Here is an 18815-nt window from a genome sequence, read left to right as displayed (position 1 = left end):
GCTGACATCCGCCCTCAGGGAATTCCGGTATTGACGGCTTCATATCGAACGAGCCGGCCGGGAAGCGAAGCGTGATCGATCGTCAGGCGGCGGACCCGAGGTGCCTCAGCGGCCGGCCAACCGAAACCGCTTGCGCAGCAGCCATGATACCTTGCGCATCGATCCCGTAATGTCGATAGAGATCGGCGATCGTACCAGTCTGGCCGAAATGCTCGACGCCCAAAGCGCGTGTACGGTGGCCATGGACCGACCCCAGCCAGGCGAGCGTAGCGGGGTGCCCGTCCAACACCGTCACGATGGCGCAGGAAGCCGGAAGACCGGCCAAAAGGCGCTCGACATGGCTTGAGGCGCGCGGATGGCCGTACTGGCGCGCCCGGGCCGCGGCTGACCAGCCGGCGTTCAGCCGATCGGCCGAGGTCACCGCCAGAAGCCCGATATCGCGCCGATCGCCGGCCATCAACCCCAGCGCCTGTACCGCTTCCGACGCGACTGCCCCGCAATAAGCTATCACCAGCTCGGCGTTCGGCCCGGGCTTTCGCAGCCAGTAGGCGCCATCGACGATGTCGCGCGCCAGCTTACCTTCCATCGGGCGTGTCGGCTGCTCGATCGAACGCGTCGAGAGCCTGAAGTAGACCGAGCCTCCGCTCTGATCGCGCAGCCAGGTATGGTCGTCAGGCTCGGCTTCGCCGCTACGCTGCATATAATCGAATGCCCAACGCAGAATGATTGCCAGTTCGTCGACATAGGCCGGCTCGAACATCGCAAGACCGTCCTGCGCCATGCCGATCAGTGGGGTGGCGATCGACTGATGCGCTCCGCCTTCGGGAGCCAGTGTCACGCCGGAGGGCGTCGCCGCCAGTATAAAGCGGGCGTCCTGGTAACAGGCATAGTTGAGCGCATCGAGGCCGCGCTCGATGAAGGGATCGTAGAGCGTGCCGACCGGAAGCAGGCGCTCGCCGTGGAGCGCGTGCGACAGGCCGAGCGCCGAAAGCATCGTGAAAAGGTTCATCTCCGAAATGCCCAGTTCGAAATGCTGTCCCGACGGCGCAAACGTCCAGTTGAAGGTGGAGGGAATGCGTTCTTCACGGAAAATGTCCGCCTGGTCGCCGCGCGCGAACAGACCCCGCTTGTTTACCCAGGCGCCGAGATTGGTCGAGACGGTGACGTCGGGCGATGTCGTGACGACACGGCCTGCAAACTCGCTGTCCGATTTCGCGATCTCGTGCATCAGAAGCCCTAAACCTTGTTGTGTCGACATGGACCGTTGAGCGCCGAAGCTGATGCGCGCCGGAACCGGAATAGCTGGGGCTGTGTGGCGACGCGGGGCTGCCTCCGCAAAAGGCGACGAGGCGAGGAAGGACCGTATCGCAGCCTCGTCATAGGAGAGGCCCTCGAACATGTCCCATTCGCGGCCCTCGCGGACTCTCATGCCTTGCCGCAGCGCGTCGACTTGCGCCGGTGTCATCAATCCGGCGTGGTTGTCTTTGTGGCCGGCCAGGGGCAGGCCGAAGCCCTTGATCGTATAGGCGATGAAGCAGGTCGGACGATCATGCCGGCGTGCTTGCTCGAAGGCATCGATGATGCTCTCCAGATCGTGGCCGCCGAGGTTTGCCATGAGGGCCGCAAGGTCTTCGTCGCTGCGCTTCTCGATCAGACGGCTGACCGGTCCCTGATCGCCGAGATCATCGAGCAGGCGTCTGCGCCATGCAGCGCCGCCCTGGAAGGTCAGCGCGGAATAGAGCTGATTGGGGCATGCATCGATCCAGGTTCGCAACTTTTCGCCGCCCTCTTCCTCGAAAGCGGCCTGTTGCAATGCCCCATGTTTCAGGATCACCACGTCCCAGCCGAAATTGCGAAAGATGGATTCGAAACGCTGCCACAGGCCTTCGCGCACCACCGCGTCGAGGCTCTGCCTGTTGTAGTCAACGACCCACCAAGTGTTTCGCAGGCCGTGCTTCCAGCCTTCGAGAAGCGCCTCGAAGATATTGCCTTCATCCATTTCGGCGTCGCCGAGCAGGGCGATCATCCGGCCTTCCGGCCGATCGGTCTTCCAGCCTTTTGCCCCGACGTAGTCCTGGACCAGGGAGGAGAACAGGGTCTGCGCCACGCCCAGTCCAACCGACCCGGTCGAGAAATCGACATCGTCGATATCCTTGGTTCGGGACGGATAGGACTGCGCGCCGCGATAGCCACGAAAATTCTGCAGTTGCTCGAGTGTCTGGTTGCCGAACAAATACTGTATGGCATGGAAAACCGGGCTGGCATGCGGCTTGACGGCGACGCGGTCCTGCGGCCTCAGGATCTGGAAATAGAGCGCCGCCATCAAGGTCGAGGCGGATGCCGACGACGCCTGGTGGCCGCCGACCTTGAGGCCGTCCGTCGACTCCCGCAGATGATTGGCGTGATGGATCATCCAGACGGCCAGCCAGAGAACCTTGCGCTCAAGCTCGGAAAGGATCGTCATCGTCGGCTCCTGCGAAATCGCAGCTCTATTGTAGCGGGACGGCCTCGCGAAAGTGACTATTCTTACGCACGTAGAGCGGTAATATTGGCTGATCCAGCCAACAACGAGCCCCAAACGAGGGTCACATGCCAAATCCGGTGCTTGACGCGATCGACCTGAAAATCATCGCCGCGCTGCAGAAGAACGCCAAGGCAACTTCGAACGACCTCGCCGAAGCCGTCGGTCTTTCGCCCTCGCCTTGCGCGCGGCGCGTCAGACTCCTGGAGAGCGCCGGCGTCATCAAGGGCTACACCGTGGTCGTCGACCAGAAGAAGCTCGGCCTGCCGATCAGCGCTTTCGCGTCGATCAAGCTTGAACGGCAACGCGAGGACGATCTCGACCGCTTTTCGCAAGCCGTCCTGCGCTGGCCGGAGGTGGTCGACTGCTATCTGATGACCGGCCAGCGCGACTACCTGATGCGCATCGTGGTGCGCGACCTCGAGGCCTATGAGCGGTTCATCAAGGACAAGCTGACGCGGCTGGACAATATCGCTTCTATCGAAAGCAGCTTCGCCCTAGGCCAGGTCAAGCGCTCGGAAGTCCTGCCCATCTGATCGAGCGAGTATTCCGCGATGGCCATCGCGGCGGCTACTGAAGGGCCGCATCCTCCATCTCGTGCAGTTTGGAAGACAGCGGACGGATCGACAATCCGTCTCTCTGGAGTGAATCTTGGGACTTTGCCGCATTATTATATTAGTGTACAACAGCAATTTATGCCTATGAAAATTATCTCGCCAAGGATTGTCCTCATCGCACTATGCGTTGTGGTCAATGCGTGTGTCAGCTCCGCGCTTGCCGCAGTCATCCCCATCTTTCTCGTATCGAATCTTCATGTGAGCTATTTCAGGGCAAGTTTGCTGATGGTGGTCGGCACGTTGCTATCCGCGGCGGCAACGTACAGTCTCGGCAGGATCGGCGATGCGGCGCGGGCGCGTTACCCCATCGCCATCGCATCGGCGATTTGTGGGCTGGCCGGCGCGATGATCTTGGCATTCGCGACGCGCTATGTTGCCTTCCTGCTCGTCTTCGCTTCATTGTTCGCCGTCGCAGGTAGCCTGTTTTCCCAGCTCATGGCGCTGGCCATTCTCCACGCCAGATCATCCAGCGCCATTATCCGCGCGGTCGCCAGCGGCGGCTGGGTGATCGGGCCGCCGCTCGGCGGAATGGTCGCCACCTGGCGATCGCCAGCGGTGCTGTTTCTGACCATTGCCGCGGCCTATGCCCTGCTGGCTATGATCATTGGCGTGATGGCATTGCGCCTTCCGTCGCCCGCCGCCAACACGAGCGAGAGCAAGTCCGCGCTGAGCGCATCCAACAGAAGGCCCGCCTCGATCGTTCTTACGACTTGCGCGCTCGCCTCCCTCCACTTCCTGCTGTCGGTCTGCGCGCTCGGCATACCCTGGCGCATCGTTCAGATCGGCGGCAGCGAATATCATGTCGGACTGGCCTTCGCGATCGCGGCGGCCGTCGAGATCCCACTGATCGCCTGCTCCAACATCATCGTTTCCCGCGCCGGTCAGGCAACGATGCTGGTGGTGTCGAGCACCCTGCTGCTTGTCTATTTCGCGGCGGCTTCGCTGATCGACAGCGTGCCGGCGATGGTGTCGCTCAGCGTCATCAACGGTGTCGTGACGGGCATCATGATGGGACTGAGCCTAATCGTGCTGCAAGAACGTTTGCCCGACAGGCCGGCGCACGCCAGCGCCATCTACTCGAACACGATCCGACTGTCCTATGTCGCCGCCCTGCTCACCGCGGGCGGCATCGCGCAGCAGATTTCGGTCGTCGCCATTTTCCAGGCGGCGGGCGCGCTGGCTCTGTGTCTCAGCCTTTACCTGATCCTTTGGCAGCCGCTGGGCCGGCCGGTTTTGCGCTGGCGCGGCTCACGGCTGAACGCCTCCTGAAATCCCCGGCCTCGTCGTCGCGCGGCACAACGTGGCGGAGCTTTCAGGCTGAAGCTCTGCGGCCTTCGCTCACGAGCTCGACGCCGGCAATTGCCGGCAGTGGGAAGCGGCGGCGGCGAAGCGGCGCGGGTGCAAGCTCGATCCTTTGGCCTTGCAGCAGTAAGTCTTCCCAAGCGATATCCACGCCGTCGAGCCAGCGCGACATTGCCCGACGAAGATCGTCGTCCGCCACCGTTGTTGCGACCTCGGCCTGCGCTTGCTCCAGGCCGTGGGCGAGGCTGCCCAGCCGACCGGCGAGCGCCTCCTTCGATAAGCAAAAAAAGGCCGCTCGCCGCCGCTGTTGGGGTCGTCCGGCGGCGAGCGTGAAGGAGATATCCGGCAGCGAAGCGGAGGGCGTTCGCCGCAGCCATTGCAGCAGGCTGTCAGCGGTTGCGGCCAACTCAGCGTCGTCATCGCCGGAGAGCAGGAAGGGAAGCGGATGCTCGTGTCCGTCTTCGCTTCGCGGCGGCGCTTCGCCGAGCACGACATGCGCGTTGCAACCGCCCAGCCCATAGGCATGGACGCCGGCCAGGAAAGGCTTGCCGGATGACAGATCGTCAATGTCCGTGTTGTCGCGCAGCACATCGACTGCGCCGGGGCGCAGCGCCGTATCCTCGACCAGATGACGATGCGCGCGCGTGGCCGGCATGATGCGGTGCCGCATCGCCATGACCACTTTGATGATCTGCGACAGGCCGCCGGCCGCTTCGAGGAAGCCGATGTTGCCCTTTACCGAACCGATGCGCAGCCCTTCGGCAAAGACGTCTTGAAACGCCAGCAGCTCGCTGAGGTCGCCACCACCGCCATTGCCATGCGCCTCGACATAGCCCGCGTCGCGCGGATCAAGGCCGTGGCGCACCCACGTCCTGGCGATCAGCTCGGCCTGCGCGGACGCGCTCGGACGCGTCAACCCTCCCGACGCCGCACCCTGATGATTGACGCCGCTGCCATGGATGACGGCATGGATCGTATCGCGGTCGCTGAGCGCGTTTTCCAGCGGCTTGAGCACTAGCGCCGCCGCCCCCTCGCCCAGCATTTGTCCGCGCGACTCCCGGTCGAAGGGCGCGCTTTCGCCGGTGACGCTGAGAAGTCCCAGCTCCTGCAGCCTGACCAGACGGCTCGGCTCCAGCAAAAGGCTCACGCCACCGACGATCGCCTGCTCGCACTCGCCGCTCCTGATCGCCTCGACGGCGCGGTGAATGGCAACCAGCGCGCTTGAGCAAGCCGTGTCCACCACCTCGCTCGGTCCCTTGAGATCGAAGACATAGGAGATGCGGTTCGGCACCATGGTGTGGGCGGCACCGGTGGCGAGATACATGCGCGAAATCTCGTCCCAGTCGCCTTCGCGCGCGTAGAACTGGAAATCCGGATTGTAGACGGCGACGAAGACCCCGGTGGTTTTGTGCCGGAAATCTTCCAGCCGGTAGCCGGCGTTCCCGATCGCCAGCCATGCCTCTTCGAGCATCACGCGCTGGTGCGGATCGATCGTCTCGGCCTCGCGCGGCGAGACGCGGAAGAGCGCGTTGTCGAAGTCCAGCACATCGGCCAGCGCGCCGACCTTGGGCACGGCGATGCGGTCGTCGGCGCACCAGGGCCAACGATGGCGCGGCGGCGGCGAGAACAGGTCGCGTCCCTCGATCAGCGTGCGATGATAGGCGTCCGGCCCGACGCTGCCTGGGAAGCGGCAGGACAGGCCGACGATCGCGATCGGCGCGGGTCGCCGCGCCATCGCTTCCTGTCCTGGACCCGCGCTGTTCTTCGGGCTCATGACACTCACGCTTCGACGGTCTCGAAGCTGTGCTTCAGCTCGGCGAGGAAAGGCAGGTTGGCGCGGATGTCGGCGACCGACGGCCCGTAATCGAGCAGGCAAGCAATCTCGCCGACGCCGGCCTCCCTTGCGGCGAGCGCGAACTTGCGCGTCTCGGCCACCGTGCCGAACAAAGCCGCCGTGCTGAAGTAACGTTCGAAGGAATACTCCGCCATCTGATCGATCTCCTGCGCCGAAAGCCGGCGGCCGACATCGACCGCGCCGCCTTGCAGATGGCTGATCAGGCTGGTCTTGATGTAGTCGAGGAATGGCCCGCGCACAGCCCGGTGCACCGTCTCGATGTCCTCATGCACGAAGGTGTGCAGCATGAGCGTCACCGTGCCGGTGTCGGGATCGAGGCCGGCGCTCTTGCGGCCCTCCCGGTAGAGCGCCGTCTTGTGCGCCAATTGCTCCAGCGAGATGCCGGCAAGCATGGTCAAGACATTCATGCCGAGCTCGCCGGCACGGCGAAAAGTCTCAGGCTGCTTGGTCGCGGTCAGCCACAAATTCGGCTCCCGCTGCAGCGGACGCGGGTACGTCACGATCGGCATCGGCTTGCCGGCGCCATTGGCATAGCTCACCGGCTGGCCGCGCCACAACGCGCGGATTTCCGCGATGCGCTCGAACCACAGCTCGCGCAAATTGGGGTAGGCAGACGGCGCCAGCACGAAGTCGTTGACGTTCCAGCCGCTCGCCAGCGCCAGGTCGACGCGGCCGTTGGAGAGATTGTCGACCACCGACCAGGATTCGACGATGCTTGCCGGATGATGCAGCGGCACCACGGTGCTGCCGGCCCGCAAGCGGATGTTGGTGGTGATCGAAGCCAGATAAGCGGCGACCACCGCCGGGTTCGGATAGATGCCGCCCATGGTGTGGAAATGGCGCTCGGGGATCCACACGGCCTCGAAGCCGTGCCGGTCGCCATAGCGCGCCATCTCCGAGATCACGGCATAGGCGCCCCCCGCCTCTTCCGGAAAGGAATTGGAAAAGAAGATCAGGCTGAACTTCATGGTCGGTCCTCGTCGGCCGCGCCGCCGGATCCGCCATTCCGGCCGTGACGCAGCCCGTCAATCCAGTCGCCGCGAAACAACAGAATGGCCGGCTCGGGCAAGCCAGGCCGGCCGCGTGATCAGAACGCCGGTTCGACCGAGCCGACATTGTCCTTGGTGACGACGGTCAGCGGGATCGGCAGCCGGTCCTTGACCTCCTTGCCGTCGATGATTTCGGCCATCGTGTTGATCGCCAGGCGGCCGTCCTCGACGGGCGACTGCACGATGGTCGAGTACATCTCGCCGCTCTTGATGGACGCGAAAGCGTCCTTCTGGCCGTTGATGCCGACGATCGGCGGCGCAGCCTTGGACGGGTTGGCTTCCTTCCAGGCGTCGATGAAGCCGCGCGCCATGGTGTCGTCATTGGCGTAGACGCCGTTGATCTGGTCGCCGAAGCGGGTGATCAGGTCACGGCTCACCACCAGCGCCTTCTGCTGGTCGAAGTCGGCATTGACGGTGTCGAGCACCTTGATGTCGGCGTTGGTCTCCTTGAGGCGATCGTTGAAGCCGCCGACGCGGCCGATGGTGGTGCCGTTGCCGGCCTGGCCGGCGATGATGACCACCGAGCCCTTGCCGCCCAGCGCCTTGCTAAGCGAATCCGCCGCCATCTTGCCTTCCTCATAGACGTCCGGTCCGGTGAAGGACTTGATGAAGGGCTTGGCGTCGTCGCTCATCGGCGAGTTGATGAGGATGGCCGGGATGTTGGCCTGCTGGGCGCGGGCGAGACCCGGAATATAGGCCTGTGGGTCGAGCGGCCACAGGATGATGCCGTCGACCTTGCGGGCCACGCAGGTGTTGAGCTGCTCGGTGCCCTTCTGCACGTCGAAATCCTGGCTGAGGCTCAAGACCTCGATGCCGAGCTCTTTGGCGCGGGCCTCGAGCGCCTTGTTGGCCGGCGTCGCATAGGCATGCGAATCCGCCGCCGTCACGTAGCAGATGGTCTTGGCGCTCGCCCATCCGGTCGACGCCAGCAGCGCCACGGTGGCGATTTTGAGCATGCCTTTCATATGTTTCCTCCCAGTCATAGTTTTCCTCCTTGAGTGATTGGTTCGTCGCGAACGAGCGCTGGGCGCGTGCCCGGAGCCCTCCCCTTGGTGGTAACGACCCGATCGAGCACGACGAGCAGGATCAGGATCAGCCCGGACACGACCTGCTGGACGTATGCGGGTACCGATTGGAACTCCATCGCGATGGTCAGCGAGCCGATGGTCAGCACGCCGCCAAGCGTGCCGAGCGCGGATCCCCTGCCGCCTTCGAGACGGGTTCCGCCGACGACGACGGCGGCGATGACGGCGACCGTCAGCTCCGAGCCAAAGACAGGCGAGCCGGTGTTGGTGACGAGGCTTTGCAGCACGCCCGCGAGGCCGGCCAGCGTGCCGGCAAAGACGAAGCCGAGAAAGACGATGCGGTCCGAAGCGATGCCGCTTTCCTTGGCGGCGGCCGGATTGGAGCCGACGGCAAAGACGTTGCGGCCGGGAATGCTGCGCGTCAGCCAGAGATGCAAGAGCACGATCAGGACGATGAACAGCGCGCTGCGGATGGTGAAGATCTCAAGATATATCTTGGCCAGCGCCAGCGACAGCATGATGTCGGTGCCGGTCACCGGCTGGCTGTTGGTGATCCAGTGCGCGAGCGAGCGGAAGATCAGCATGGTGGCGAGCGTCAGCACCAGCGAATTGACCTTCAGGCCGACCACCAGTGCGCCGTTGATCGCGCCGGCGACGGTGCCGACCAGGATGCCGACAATCGCAGCCGGCAGGATGCCGATCTCACGCTGCAGCATGACCGAGATGATGCCGGCGAGCGCGAACACCGCGCCGCCGGAAAGGTCGATCTGGCCGGCGATCAGAAGCACCGTCAGGCCGATAGCGATCAGGCCGATGGTAGCGGCGCGGTCGAGGCCGAGGCTGAGCGTGGAAGCCGACAGATAGCCAGGCACGACGAGCGCCGAGATGGCGAGCGTCAGGCCGAGGATGATCAGCACGCGGTACTGCGAGGCAAGGACAAGCAAGCGCATCATGCCACTCCCCGCTTGCGCAGTGCCGCATCCATGCCGACGGCGCCGGCGATCAGGATGCCGAGCACGAAACCCTGGATCGGCGTGCGCACGCCTTCCAGCACCATGACGTTGGTCAGCAACTGCACGAAGATCAGCCCGGCGATCGCCCTCGGCACCGAGCCGAAGCCACCGATGATCGAAACGCCGCCGACGACCACGGCGGTGATGGCGCTGAATTCGTAGCCGGAACCGATCAGCGGCCGTGCGCTCTGCAAGGTGAGACCGAGCAGGCCGCCGCTGATGCCGGAGGCGAGCGCCGTGATGACGAAGGCGCCGGCCTTGACCGCCTTGACCGGCACGGCACTCGCTTCGGCGGCGTTGTAATTGCCGCCGGTCGCCAGCGTCCAGCGCCCCCAGAAGGATCTCGACAGAACGAAATGGCCGATCAGCGCGATGACCAGGAAGATCAGCACCACGACCGGAATGCCGAGCAGCCGGCCCTTGGCGAATTCGGCCGACGCCGTGTTCGAGCCGTACACGATGACGCCACCGACCGCCGCCTGGACGATGCCAAGTCCAATGGTGCCGACGCCGAGCGTGGCGATGATCGGATTGATGCCGACATAGCCGACAAGGACACCGTTGATGAGGCCGATCAACCCGGCCAGCGCCACCGCCAGGACAAAGGCCGGCACCGGGCCGATCAATGGCTGGAGCCCCAGCGACAGGATGGCGCCGCAGGCGATGGCGGCAGGCACAGAGAGGTCGGCGAGGCCGCCGACGACGAGCACGAAGGTCATGCCGACCACGACGATGCCGACGATCGACATCGAGGTCAGCACGTTGAGGAGGTTGCCGGTGGTGAAGAAGGCCGGGCTGGCGAACGAGCCGTAGGCCACGACCGCCAGGATCGCCAGCAAAAGGCCGGCCTTCGACAGCATATCGACGAGCCTGCTGCCGCGCGTGAAACGGTCGTTGCGGGTCGCGCCGCTGATCTCCATGGCCGCGTCCGTCACGCCGCTTCCTCCCCGGTCGCAAGCGCCATGATGCGCTCCTCTGTGAGCTCGGCGCGGGTCAGCGGCTGCGATGCGCGGCCGTCACGCATGACCACGACGCGGTCGCAGACGCCGAGGATTTCGGGCAACTCGGACGAGATCATCACCACCGCCATGCCGTCGGCGACGAGCTGGCCGATGATGTGATGGATCTCGGCCTTGGCGCCGACATCGACGCCGCGCGTCGGCTCGTCGAGGATGAGCACGGCCGGTTTTGCCGCAAGCCATTTGGCGATGACGGCCTTCTGCTGGTTGCCACCTGACAGGAGATTGATGCGCCGCTCGCCATCCGGCGGCGAGATGGAAAACTGCTTGACGTAAGTGGCCGACAACGAACGGTCAGCGCTGCCGCGGATGCGGCCGAAACTGGTCAGCCGGCGCAGGATGGGCAGGCTGATGTTTTCGCGCACCGACATGCCGGGCACGATGCCGTCGCCCTTGCGATCCTCAGGCACATAAGCGATGCCGGCGCGCACCGCCGCCGATGCCGAAGAGATGACGACCTTGCGGCCGTTGATGCTGACACTGCCCTCGACGATCCGCGACAGGCCGAAAATGGCGCGCGCTACTTCGGAGCGTCCGGCGCCGACAAGGCCGGTCAGGCCAAGGATCTCTCCGGCCCGCACGTCGAAGCTCACATCGCGGAAACTCGCGCCGTCGCCGATACGCTCGACGCGCAGCACCGAGGCGCCGATCTCGGCCACGCTTTTGGGAAAAACGTTGCTCACCTCGCGACCGACCATCAGCCGGATCATCTCGCCGGCGGTGATCCCCTCGATGGGTCGCGTCTCGATCATCGCGCCGTCGCGCAGCACGGTGACCTCGTCGGCGATTTCCAGCACCTCCTTCAGCCGGTGGCTGATGTAGATGATGGCGATGCCGTCATTGCGCATCTTGCGCAGGATCCGGAACAGCGCCGCCGTCTCATGTTCACTGAGCGACGATGTCGGCTCGTCCAGCACGATGATGCGCGGCTGGGCAGCATAAGCCTTGGCGATCTCGACCAGCTGCTGCTGGCTGATCGACAAATTGCCAAGACGCTCGCGCGGATTGATCGCGGCGCCCAGCTCGTCGAGCACGGCGGCAGCCTTGCGGACCATCTCGCCCTTGCGCAGATAGCTCCATTTGCCGGGCATGCGGCCGAGATAGACGTTCTCGGCGACGGTCAGGTCGGGGACGAGATTGATCTCCTGATGCACCATGCGGATGCCGAGCGCCTGGGCGTCGGCCGGTTTGCGCATACGCACCTCGGCGCCGCCCACCTTGATCGTGCCGCTAGTCGGCGCATAGGAGCCGTTGAGCACTTTCATCAGGGTGGACTTGCCGGCGCCATTCTCGCCGACGACGGCGTGCACCGTGCCGAACTTGACGGCGAAATTCACGTTCGAGAGCGCCTTCACGCCCGGGAACGTTTTGCTAATGCCTCTCATGTCGAGGGCACAATCCGCCACCGCAGTCATTTCCGGCTTGGTCCTCCCTGGCAAGACGGCCCCGGTGCGCCTCGGCACGGGATCGACGGTCATTTGAAACGTAAGCCGGCCCCTCAAGCCGACCGCGAAGGCGTCCACGCAAACCGCGCTTCGGCACCCCCAGCAACGCCTTCGCCGCGACGTTAATATCGCGACGGCGGGCACTATTGCACTAATATAACAGTTCTGACAAGCTGGTTTTCGGCCCCTTTTTGGCGGGGGCCGGGTCGCCTACATCCACTGATGCATTCTGGTTGACATTCTAATATAACTTTTGCAGTTGGCGTGGACGAAGGATGGGATTTTTCATGGATCTAGACCCCTCGACCCTGAACCGGGCGCTGCCGCTGCGCGACCAGATCTACAACAAGATCCGCAATATGATCGTCGTCGGACGGCTGAAGCCGGGCGAGATCATCAACGAGGTCGCGATCGCCGAGGCTCTCGGCGTTTCGCGCACGCCGGTGCGCGAGGCGGTCAAGCGCATCAGCGACGAAGGGCTGGTCAAGATCCTGGCGCAGACCGGAACCTATGTCGCACCGATCAGCCGCGCCGATCTTGAAGAAGCCTACGTCATCCGCCGGGCGCTGGAGATGGAAAGCGCCAGGCGCGCCGCCGTCAAGCTGACGCCGCAGGCAGCCGAACTCCTGGAAGACAACATGGCCGCGCACAAGCTCGCCATTGCGCGCGGCCGCTATGCCGTGGCGATCCAGCTCGACGACGTCTTCCACCGCACCATCGCCGAGATCTGTGGCCTGCCGATGATCTGGCGGGCGGTCGACATCTCCAAGGCGCAGATGGATCGCGGCCGCTACCTCGCCATCCCCGAGCCGGGCTATGGCGAACAGACGATCGAGCAGCACGAGGCCATCCTCGACGCGCTTACGCGCCATGACGCCGAGGGCGCGGCGCAAGCGATGGAGAGCCATCTGGAGACCTCGTTCCGCAACACGCTCGAAGTCGCCGCCGACCTGCTCGATTGAACGACCGCGCGACAGAACCAGGCGAGACCAACTGATGATGAGAATGGGGCTTTGCATCGGCCTGAAGGCCGAGGCGATGGTTGAGTACAAACGTGTCCACGCAGCCGTGTGGCCCGGGGTGCTCGAAATCATCAGTCGCGCCAACATCAGGAACTATTCCATCTTCCTGCGCGAGTCGGAAAACCTGCTCTTCGCCTATTGGGAGTATCACGGCGACGATTTCGCAACGGACGCCGCGCGCATGGGCGAAGAGCCGGCGATGCGCAAATGGTGGGAGCTGTGCGACCCGATGCAGCAACCGTTGCCGACCCGCGCGCAAGGCGAATGGTGGGCGGCGATGCAGGAAGTCTTCCACCTGGACTGAGTGCTTGCCGCGCCGGCCGAGATCGATCCAACCGTACGCGCGAAGACGGACGCCCTGCCACTCGTGATCGCATCTCCCGCCTTCAAGCGCGAGGCGTAGTCCACAGCCTGATCCCCACTCCGCGCCCCGCGTTGGCTTCGCAGCTTGACCACTGACATTCTATTATATTAGTATTCTGAATCACCGATATCTCGCCGCGGGACTGGCGAGCGCTTTCTTCAGAGACTTTGGGAATGACACGCTTCATCAGGCTTTCGCCCGCCGACAACATCGTCCTGGCGGTCGACCCACTGGCAACCGGCGAAAAGGCCGACGATGTCACTGCCCGGGCGCGCATCCCGCGCGGCCACAAGATGGCCATGCGCGACATCGCGGCGGACGAGCCGATCGTGAAATACGGCCAGACCATCGGCTTCGCGCGCGGCTCGATCACGGCCGGGGATTGGGTGCACGAGCACAATGTCTATCTGCGCGAGTTCGAGCGTGACTACGGCTATGGCTCGAACGCCAGACAGACGGCTATGCTTCCCGATGATGAGCGGTCCACCTTCATGGGCTACCGCAGGCCGAACGGCAAAGTCGGCACGCGCAACTACGTCGCCGTCCTGACCTCGGTGAACTGCTCGGCCAGCGTCGCGCGCTTCATCGTCGAGGAGGTCAATCGTTCCGGCATCCTGCGCGACCATCCCAATGTCGACGGCATCATCTCGCTGGTACACGGCACCGGCTGCGGCATCGACACCAAGGGCCCGGCCTACGATCTGTTGAAGCGCACGCAATGGGGCTTTGCCACCAATCCCAATGTCGGCGGCGTGCTGATGGTCGGGCTTGGCTGCGAAGCCTTCCAGATCCCGCGCTGGATGCAATCCTACAACATCGAGGAGAGCACCACTTTCCGCACCATGACGATCCAGGAGACCGGCGGCACGCGCAAAACCGTCGAGGCCGGGGTACGCGCCATCGTCGAGATGCTGCCGACCGTCAACGCCGCCGAGCGCACGCCACAACCGGCGTCCGAATTGGTGCTGGCGCTGCAATGCGGCGGTTCGGACGGCTATTCCGGCATCAGCGCCAATCCAGCGCTGGGCGCCGCGGTCGATCTGCTCGTCGAGCAGGGTGGGACGGCCGTGCTTTCGGAGACGCCCGAGATCTATGGCGCCGAACATCTTTTGACCCGTCGCGCCGAAAGCCACGCTGTCGGCGAGAAGCTGATCGAACGCATCCGCTGGTGGGAGGATTACACCGCCAGGCACGACATGGAGATGAACAACAACCCCTCGCCCGGCAACAAGCTCGGCGGGCTGACGACTATCCTGGAGAAGTCGCTCGGCGCGTCGGCCAAGGGCGGCACCACCAATTTGCGCGCGGTGCTGGAATATGCCGAGCCGATCAACGAGCGCGGCCTCGTCTTCATGGACACGCCCGGCTACGACCCAGTCTCGGCAACCGGCCAGGTGGCCGGTGGCGCCAACATATTGTGCTTCACAACCGGGCGCGGCTCGGCCTTCGGCTGCAAGCCGACGCCGTCGATCAAGCTCGCCTCGAACTCGTACATCTTCGAGCAGATGCGCGAGGACATGGACATCAACTGCGGCGACATACTGGACGGCGTGACGCTGGCGCAGAAGGGTCAGGAAATCTTCGAGGAGATCCTGCGCGTCGCTTCCGGCGGCCGAACCAAATCGGAAGCGCTGGGCTATGGCGACAACGAGTTCGTGCCGTGGAGCCTCGGCGCGACGATGTAGCCCTGCCCCTCGGCTCCGCGCCTAGGAAATCAGGCCCCTGCCCTCAAGCGCCTGCCACAGCTCGTTCGGCAGCGCCTGCTCGAACCAGCCGACATTCTGGCGCACGCGATCGGGATGCTTGGCACCGATCAGCACGGAGGTCACGGCCGGATGCCTGAAGGGGAACTGGATGGCGGCCGCGGCGAGCGGCACGTCGAACGCGGCGCAGGCGGCCGCCAGTTCATCCACTTTGCGGGCAACCTCCTGCGGCACGTCCTGGTAGTTGAACTTGCGGTTGCCGCTGTTGCCGGCGGCGAGGATGCCGGAATTGAAGACGCCGCCGATGACGATCGCCATGCCCTCGTCCAGCGCCTTCGCCAGCAGTGCATCCGCGTTCTGCTCCAGCAGCGTGTGACGACCGGCAAGCAAGGTGCAATCGAGACGCGCCTCGTTCATGGCGTCGAGCACCACTTCGGCTTCGTTCACGCCGAGCCCGAAGCCGCCGATGATGCCGGCGTCACGCAAATCGGCAAGCGCCCGGAAGCCGCCGCCCATGGTCAGGGCCGACCAGTGGAAGCCGGCGGCATCGGCATGGGTGACCCGGCCGATGTCGTGGACGAACAGCATGTCGATCCGCGCCCGCCCCATGCGCTGCTGGCTGTCGTCGAAGCTGCGCATGATGGCGTCGTAGGAATAGTCGAAGACCTCGCGCAACGGCAGGCCGTTGTGCCACCCGGAATCGAGCGGGTTCTTCTCGGCCTCCGGCGGCAGCGGCCGTCCAGGCCGCTCGCGCGCCATCAACCGGCCGACCTTGGTGCTGACGACGACAGGCGCCTGCGGCACGCGCTCGCGCAGAAAGTAGCCGAGCATATGCTCGGCCCGGCCAAGGCCGTACATCGGGGCAGCGTCGAAATAGCCGATGCCGGCATCGAGCGCCGCCTGCAGCGTCGTGATCGCGGTCTCGGCATCGACAGGCGCATAGAGCCCGCCGAGCGATGCACAACCCATGCCCAGTGCCGTCAGTTGCAGCCCCGTGGCGCCCACGGCGCGCCGCTCAGTAACCTTCACGCGAATCCTCCTCGAGCCCGTCCGGATAATTCCGGAGATGATGCTTGCGAGAGTTGTTACACTAATATAACAAGGCCGGGCAAGTCGGATCGAAGCCCGGACGGACCAACCGTTCCGGCGCATCGCAAAACGGTGTTCGCCACCTGGGAATCCGCAACAAAATTGGACGGAAGGAAACGCTCGATATGAACAGGATCGATCTGGACGGTCAACACGCGGTGGTGACCGGGGGGGCCCAGGGACTGGGCTTCGCCATGGCTAAACGCTTTGTCGCCTCGGGCGCGACCGTGACGCTTTGGGATATGGACGAAGCGTGCCTCGAAAGCGCCAGGAAAGAACTCGGCAAGGCCGCCACCACCGTGGTTGTCGACATCGCGGACTGGGACGCGGTGGATGCGGCTCGCGCCAGGACCGAGGCGGTCGCCGACAAGATTTCCATCGTCGTGAATTCCGCCGGCATCGCCGGACCGGCCGTGCCGCTCGACGTTTACGACATCGAGACGTGGAAGAAGATCATCGACATCAACGTCAACGGCACCTTTTACGTCAACCGCGCCGTGGTACCCGGCATGAAGGAGCGCAATTACGGCCGCATCGTCAACATCGCTTCGGTCGCCGGCAAGGAAGGCAACCCGAATGCCGCCGCCTATTCGGCGTCGAAGGCGGCCGTCATCGGCCTGACCAAGTCGCTCGGCAAGGAGCTGGCGCAATACGATATCGCCGTGAACTGCATTTCGCCCGCCACCGCGCAGACGCGCATCCTCGAGCAGCTCACGCCCGAGCATATCGAATATATGCGCTCGCGCATTCCGCGTGGCCGACTGCTCGAGGTCGACGAGGCCGCCGCGATGGTCGCGTGGCTTGTCTCGAAGGAGAACAGCTTCACCACCGCCTCGACATTCGACCTGTCGGGCGGACGCACCACCTACTAACTGCGTTGCAAGCACCCGCACGCCGGGCGAGGCCGGCACGCGGCCATTGAGAGAGCGAGGAGTGTCATGAGTCGATCGCCCAAATTCGCCGCAAGCGTCATCATCCCGACCTACAATCGCGAAGAGATGCTTTACCAGAACCTGAGGTCGCTGCAGGCCAGCAACATCCCGAAGGATGATTTCGAGATCATCGTCGTCGACGACGGCTCGTCCGACAACACGCTGGATGTGGTGCGCAACTTCACCGGCGGCCCGCAGATCCGCTATGTCTATCAGCAGGACAATGGCTACCGGGCGGGCCGCGCGCGCAATCTCGGCATCGAGCTTGCCGAAGGCGAGGTCTGCATCCTGCTCGACTGCGGCATCGTCGTCTCGCAAGGGTTCGTGAAGGCTCACATAGGCGCGCACGCCAAGCCAAATCAGGTCGTGCTTGGCTACCTCTATGGCTTCTCCAACACCGACGATCACGCCGAAGAACTGCAGGCCGCCATCGATGCGCTCGATCTCAACGATGTCGACGGCACGATCGGCAGGCTGCGCGAGACCGGCCGCTTCTCGGACCTGCGCGAAAAGAACTACGCCGCCTGCAACGACGTGATGATGGACCTGCCGGTGCCATGGGCGATCGCCTGGTCGGGCAACATCTCGGTGCGCCGCGAAAAGCTCGGCGACCGTTTCCGGTTCGACGAGAACTACCGCACCTGGGGCGCCGAGGACATCGACTTCTCACTGTCGCTGTTCGAGAGCGGCGCCGAGTTCTCGATCTGCCGCGCGGCATGCGGCATCCACCTGCCGCATCCGAAATCGCATGAGGTCAATTCGCGCTCGTCGCGACCGAACAAGATCTATCTGCACAGCAAGTTCGGCCGGCCGGAGACACAGCATCTCATCGATGTCCAGTCCTGGGAGCTCAACGCCTTCCTGATGAACAAAAGAGCGGCAAGCGCCGCATAGCGAAACCGGAGACACTCTATGAAATTCCTTCGCTATGGAGCGTCCGGCTCCGAACGTCCCGGCGTGCTCGACCGGAACGGGCATATCCGCGACCTCAGCGGCATCGTCGACGACATAAGCGGACGGTCGCTCGCCGATCTCACCTGGGCCGAGAAGCTCTACATCGAAAGCCTTCCCCTCGTCGCGGGCGAACCGCGCCTCGGACCGTGCGTGGCGGGCACCGGCAAGTTCATCTGCATCGGGTTGAACTATGCCGATCACGCGGCGGAGTCAGGACTAGAAGTGCCGCCGGAGCCGGTGATCTTCATGAAGGCGACCTCCGCGATCTGCGGTCCCAATGACGATGTCCTGATCCCGCGCGGCTCGACTGCTACGGACTGGGAGGTCGAGCTCGGCGTGGTCATCGGCAAGCCGGCGAAATATGTCACGCAGGAACAGGCGCTCGATCACGTCGCCGGCTATTGCGTCATCAACGACGTCTCCGAGCGGGACTTCCAGACCAAGCGCTCAGGGCAGTGGACCAAGGGAAAGTCCTGCGACACGTTCGGCCCGACCGGCCCCTGGCTGGTGACGCGCGACGAGGTCGCCGACCCGCAGAAGCTCAAAATGTGGCTCAAGGTCAGCGGCGAGATGAAGCAGAGCGGCTCGACCGCAACGATGGTCTACGGCGTCGCGCATGTCATCAGCTACCTGTCGCAGTTCATGACGCTGCATCCGGGCGATATCGTCTCGACCGGCACGCCGCCCGGCGTCGGCCAGGGTTTCAAGCCGCCGCGTTATCTCCGGGACGGCGACATCGTCGAGCTGGGGATCGAAGGGCTCGGCACGCAACGGCAGGTTTTTCGCGCCGACAACTGACAAGAGATAAAAGGGCCGCCGGAGCGGCCCTCAGACTGCTGACAAACCCCGTCAATTTTGGCGGGGTTTTGTTTTTATGGTTTGAATGGGCTGGTTATTTCGGTGTC

Annotated in this window: 16 protein-coding genes; 8 read left to right on the top strand and 8 right to left on the bottom strand. The window is 64.1% G+C overall.

What is annotated here, in order from left to right:
- Window positions 1–82: 82 nt before the first annotated feature.
- Entirely contained in the window at window positions 83–2464 is a 2382-nt protein-coding gene (locus FJ936_RS28030) for a transketolase (protein ID WP_141907256.1), read from the bottom strand.
- 125 nt (window positions 2465–2589) lie between these two features.
- On the opposite strand from FJ936_RS28030, the gene FJ936_RS28025 reads away from it, so the two are divergent.
- Window positions 2590–3057 carry an Lrp/AsnC family transcriptional regulator gene (locus FJ936_RS28025; protein ID WP_140789439.1) on the top strand — a complete coding sequence of 156 codons (468 nt, stop codon included), beginning with the start codon at window positions 2590–2592 and terminating at the stop codon, window positions 3055–3057.
- A 165-nt stretch (window positions 3058–3222) separates the two neighbouring features.
- Window positions 3223–4407 (top strand): MFS transporter, encoded by a 1185-nt coding sequence (locus FJ936_RS28020; protein WP_181763181.1) that lies wholly within the window; start codon window positions 3223–3225, stop codon window positions 4405–4407.
- A gap of 43 nt (window positions 4408–4450) precedes the next feature.
- On the opposite strand, the gene FJ936_RS28015 is transcribed toward FJ936_RS28020, so the two are convergent.
- The 6 genes from FJ936_RS28015 to FJ936_RS27990 all read right to left on the bottom strand — a co-directional run bounded on the left by FJ936_RS28015 (window position 4451) and on the right by FJ936_RS27990 (window position 11786).
- Entirely contained in the window at window positions 4451–6175 is a 1725-nt protein-coding gene (locus FJ936_RS28015) for a polyketide synthase (RefSeq protein ID WP_181763180.1), read from the bottom strand.
- 44 nt (window positions 6176–6219) lie between these two features.
- Complete coding sequence (locus tag FJ936_RS28010; RefSeq protein WP_141907253.1) at window positions 6220–7263, bottom strand: MupA/Atu3671 family FMN-dependent luciferase-like monooxygenase; 1044 nt, start codon at window positions 7261–7263, stop codon at window positions 6220–6222.
- Window positions 7264–7382: 119 nt separating this feature from the next.
- Window positions 7383–8309, bottom strand: coding sequence for a sugar ABC transporter substrate-binding protein (locus tag FJ936_RS28005; protein ID WP_246680559.1), 927 nt, complete (start codon window positions 8307–8309; stop codon window positions 7383–7385).
- A gap of 14 nt (window positions 8310–8323) precedes the next feature.
- The gene (locus FJ936_RS28000) at window positions 8324–9322 is read right to left on the bottom strand and encodes an ABC transporter permease (RefSeq protein ID WP_246680558.1); all 999 of its coding nucleotides are present in this window, start codon (window positions 9320–9322) and stop codon (window positions 8324–8326) included.
- Window positions 9319–10317 carry an ABC transporter permease gene (locus tag FJ936_RS27995; protein WP_246680557.1) on the bottom strand — a complete coding sequence of 333 codons (999 nt, stop codon included), beginning with the start codon at window positions 10315–10317 and terminating at the stop codon, window positions 9319–9321. The genes FJ936_RS28000 and FJ936_RS27995 overlap by 4 nt, the downstream gene beginning before the upstream one ends.
- Window positions 10314–11786, bottom strand: coding sequence for a sugar ABC transporter ATP-binding protein (locus tag FJ936_RS27990; protein ID WP_246680556.1), 1473 nt, complete (start codon window positions 11784–11786; stop codon window positions 10314–10316). Before FJ936_RS27990 ends, FJ936_RS27995 begins: the two co-directional genes overlap by 4 nt.
- Before the next feature lie 347 nt (window positions 11787–12133).
- On the opposite strand from FJ936_RS27990, the gene FJ936_RS27985 reads away from it, so the two are divergent.
- The 3 genes from FJ936_RS27985 (at window position 12134) to FJ936_RS27975 (ending at window position 14917) form a co-directional block, all read left to right on the top strand.
- Window positions 12134–12808 carry a GntR family transcriptional regulator gene (locus FJ936_RS27985; RefSeq protein WP_141907249.1) on the top strand — a complete coding sequence of 225 codons (675 nt, stop codon included), beginning with the start codon at window positions 12134–12136 and terminating at the stop codon, window positions 12806–12808.
- A gap of 34 nt (window positions 12809–12842) precedes the next feature.
- Entirely contained in the window at window positions 12843–13172 is a 330-nt protein-coding gene (locus tag FJ936_RS27980) for an L-rhamnose mutarotase (protein ID WP_141907248.1), read from the top strand.
- A gap of 233 nt (window positions 13173–13405) precedes the next feature.
- On the top strand, window positions 13406–14917 hold the full coding sequence (locus FJ936_RS27975; RefSeq protein ID WP_141907247.1) for an altronate dehydratase family protein: 1512 nt from the start codon (window positions 13406–13408) through the stop codon (window positions 14915–14917).
- Between the two features lie 21 nt (window positions 14918–14938).
- Here the strand turns inward: FJ936_RS27975 and FJ936_RS27970 are convergent, their stop codons facing one another.
- Window positions 14939–15970: an aldo/keto reductase gene (locus FJ936_RS27970; protein ID WP_181763191.1), complete on the bottom strand. Its 1032-nt coding sequence runs from the start codon at window positions 15968–15970 to the stop codon at window positions 14939–14941.
- A 179-nt stretch (window positions 15971–16149) separates the two neighbouring features.
- Between FJ936_RS27970 and FJ936_RS27965 the strand changes: the two genes are divergently transcribed.
- The 3 genes from FJ936_RS27965 (at window position 16150) to FJ936_RS27955 (ending at window position 18708) form a co-directional block, all read left to right on the top strand.
- Complete coding sequence (locus FJ936_RS27965) at window positions 16150–16896, top strand: SDR family NAD(P)-dependent oxidoreductase (protein ID WP_141907245.1); 747 nt, start codon at window positions 16150–16152, stop codon at window positions 16894–16896.
- A gap of 66 nt (window positions 16897–16962) precedes the next feature.
- Window positions 16963–17850, top strand: a complete 888-nt coding sequence (locus tag FJ936_RS27960) for a glycosyltransferase (RefSeq protein WP_141907244.1) — start codon at window positions 16963–16965, stop codon at window positions 17848–17850.
- Window positions 17851–17868: 18 nt separating this feature from the next.
- Entirely contained in the window at window positions 17869–18708 is an 840-nt protein-coding gene (locus FJ936_RS27955; RefSeq protein WP_141907243.1) for a fumarylacetoacetate hydrolase family protein, read from the top strand.
- Window positions 18709–18815: the final 107 nt, after the last annotated feature.

Origin of the sequence: Mesorhizobium sp. B2-4-13 (assembly GCF_006658535.1) — a bacterium.
GTDB classification, from domain to species: domain Bacteria; phylum Pseudomonadota; class Alphaproteobacteria; order Rhizobiales; family Rhizobiaceae; genus Mesorhizobium; species Mesorhizobium australicum.
The sequence above is the reverse complement of the archived record's forward strand: the minus strand, read 5'-3'. Positions and strand labels throughout refer to the sequence as shown.

Excerpts from the sequence above, each read along its gene's own strand:
- FJ936_RS28030 (WP_141907256.1), bottom strand. The coding sequence starts at position 2,464 with ATGACGATCCTTTCCGAGCTTGAGCGCAAGGTTCTCTGGCTGGCCGTC.
- FJ936_RS28025 (WP_140789439.1), top strand. The coding sequence starts at position 2,590 with ATGCCAAATCCGGTGCTTGACGCGATCGACCTGAAAATCATCGCCGCG.
- FJ936_RS28020 (WP_181763181.1), top strand. The coding sequence starts at position 3,223 with ATGAAAATTATCTCGCCAAGGATTGTCCTCATCGCACTATGCGTTGTG.
- FJ936_RS28015 (WP_181763180.1), bottom strand. The coding sequence starts at position 6,175 with ATGGCGCGGCGACCCGCGCCGATCGCGATCGTCGGCCTGTCCTGCCGC.
- FJ936_RS28010 (WP_141907253.1), bottom strand. The coding sequence starts at position 7,263 with ATGAAGTTCAGCCTGATCTTCTTTTCCAATTCCTTTCCGGAAGAGGCG.
- FJ936_RS28005 (WP_246680559.1), bottom strand. The coding sequence starts at position 8,309 with ATGAAAGGCATGCTCAAAATCGCCACCGTGGCGCTGCTGGCGTCGACC.
- FJ936_RS28000 (WP_246680558.1), bottom strand. The coding sequence starts at position 9,322 with ATGATGCGCTTGCTTGTCCTTGCCTCGCAGTACCGCGTGCTGATCATC.
- FJ936_RS27990 (WP_246680556.1), bottom strand. The coding sequence starts at position 11,786 with ATGAGAGGCATTAGCAAAACGTTCCCGGGCGTGAAGGCGCTCTCGAAC.
- FJ936_RS27985 (WP_141907249.1), top strand. The coding sequence starts at position 12,134 with ATGGATCTAGACCCCTCGACCCTGAACCGGGCGCTGCCGCTGCGCGAC.
- FJ936_RS27980 (WP_141907248.1), top strand. The coding sequence starts at position 12,843 with ATGATGAGAATGGGGCTTTGCATCGGCCTGAAGGCCGAGGCGATGGTT.
- FJ936_RS27975 (WP_141907247.1), top strand. The coding sequence starts at position 13,406 with ATGACACGCTTCATCAGGCTTTCGCCCGCCGACAACATCGTCCTGGCG.
- FJ936_RS27965 (WP_141907245.1), top strand. The coding sequence starts at position 16,150 with ATGAACAGGATCGATCTGGACGGTCAACACGCGGTGGTGACCGGGGGG.
- FJ936_RS27960 (WP_141907244.1), top strand. The coding sequence starts at position 16,963 with ATGAGTCGATCGCCCAAATTCGCCGCAAGCGTCATCATCCCGACCTAC.
- FJ936_RS27955 (WP_141907243.1), top strand. The coding sequence starts at position 17,869 with ATGAAATTCCTTCGCTATGGAGCGTCCGGCTCCGAACGTCCCGGCGTG.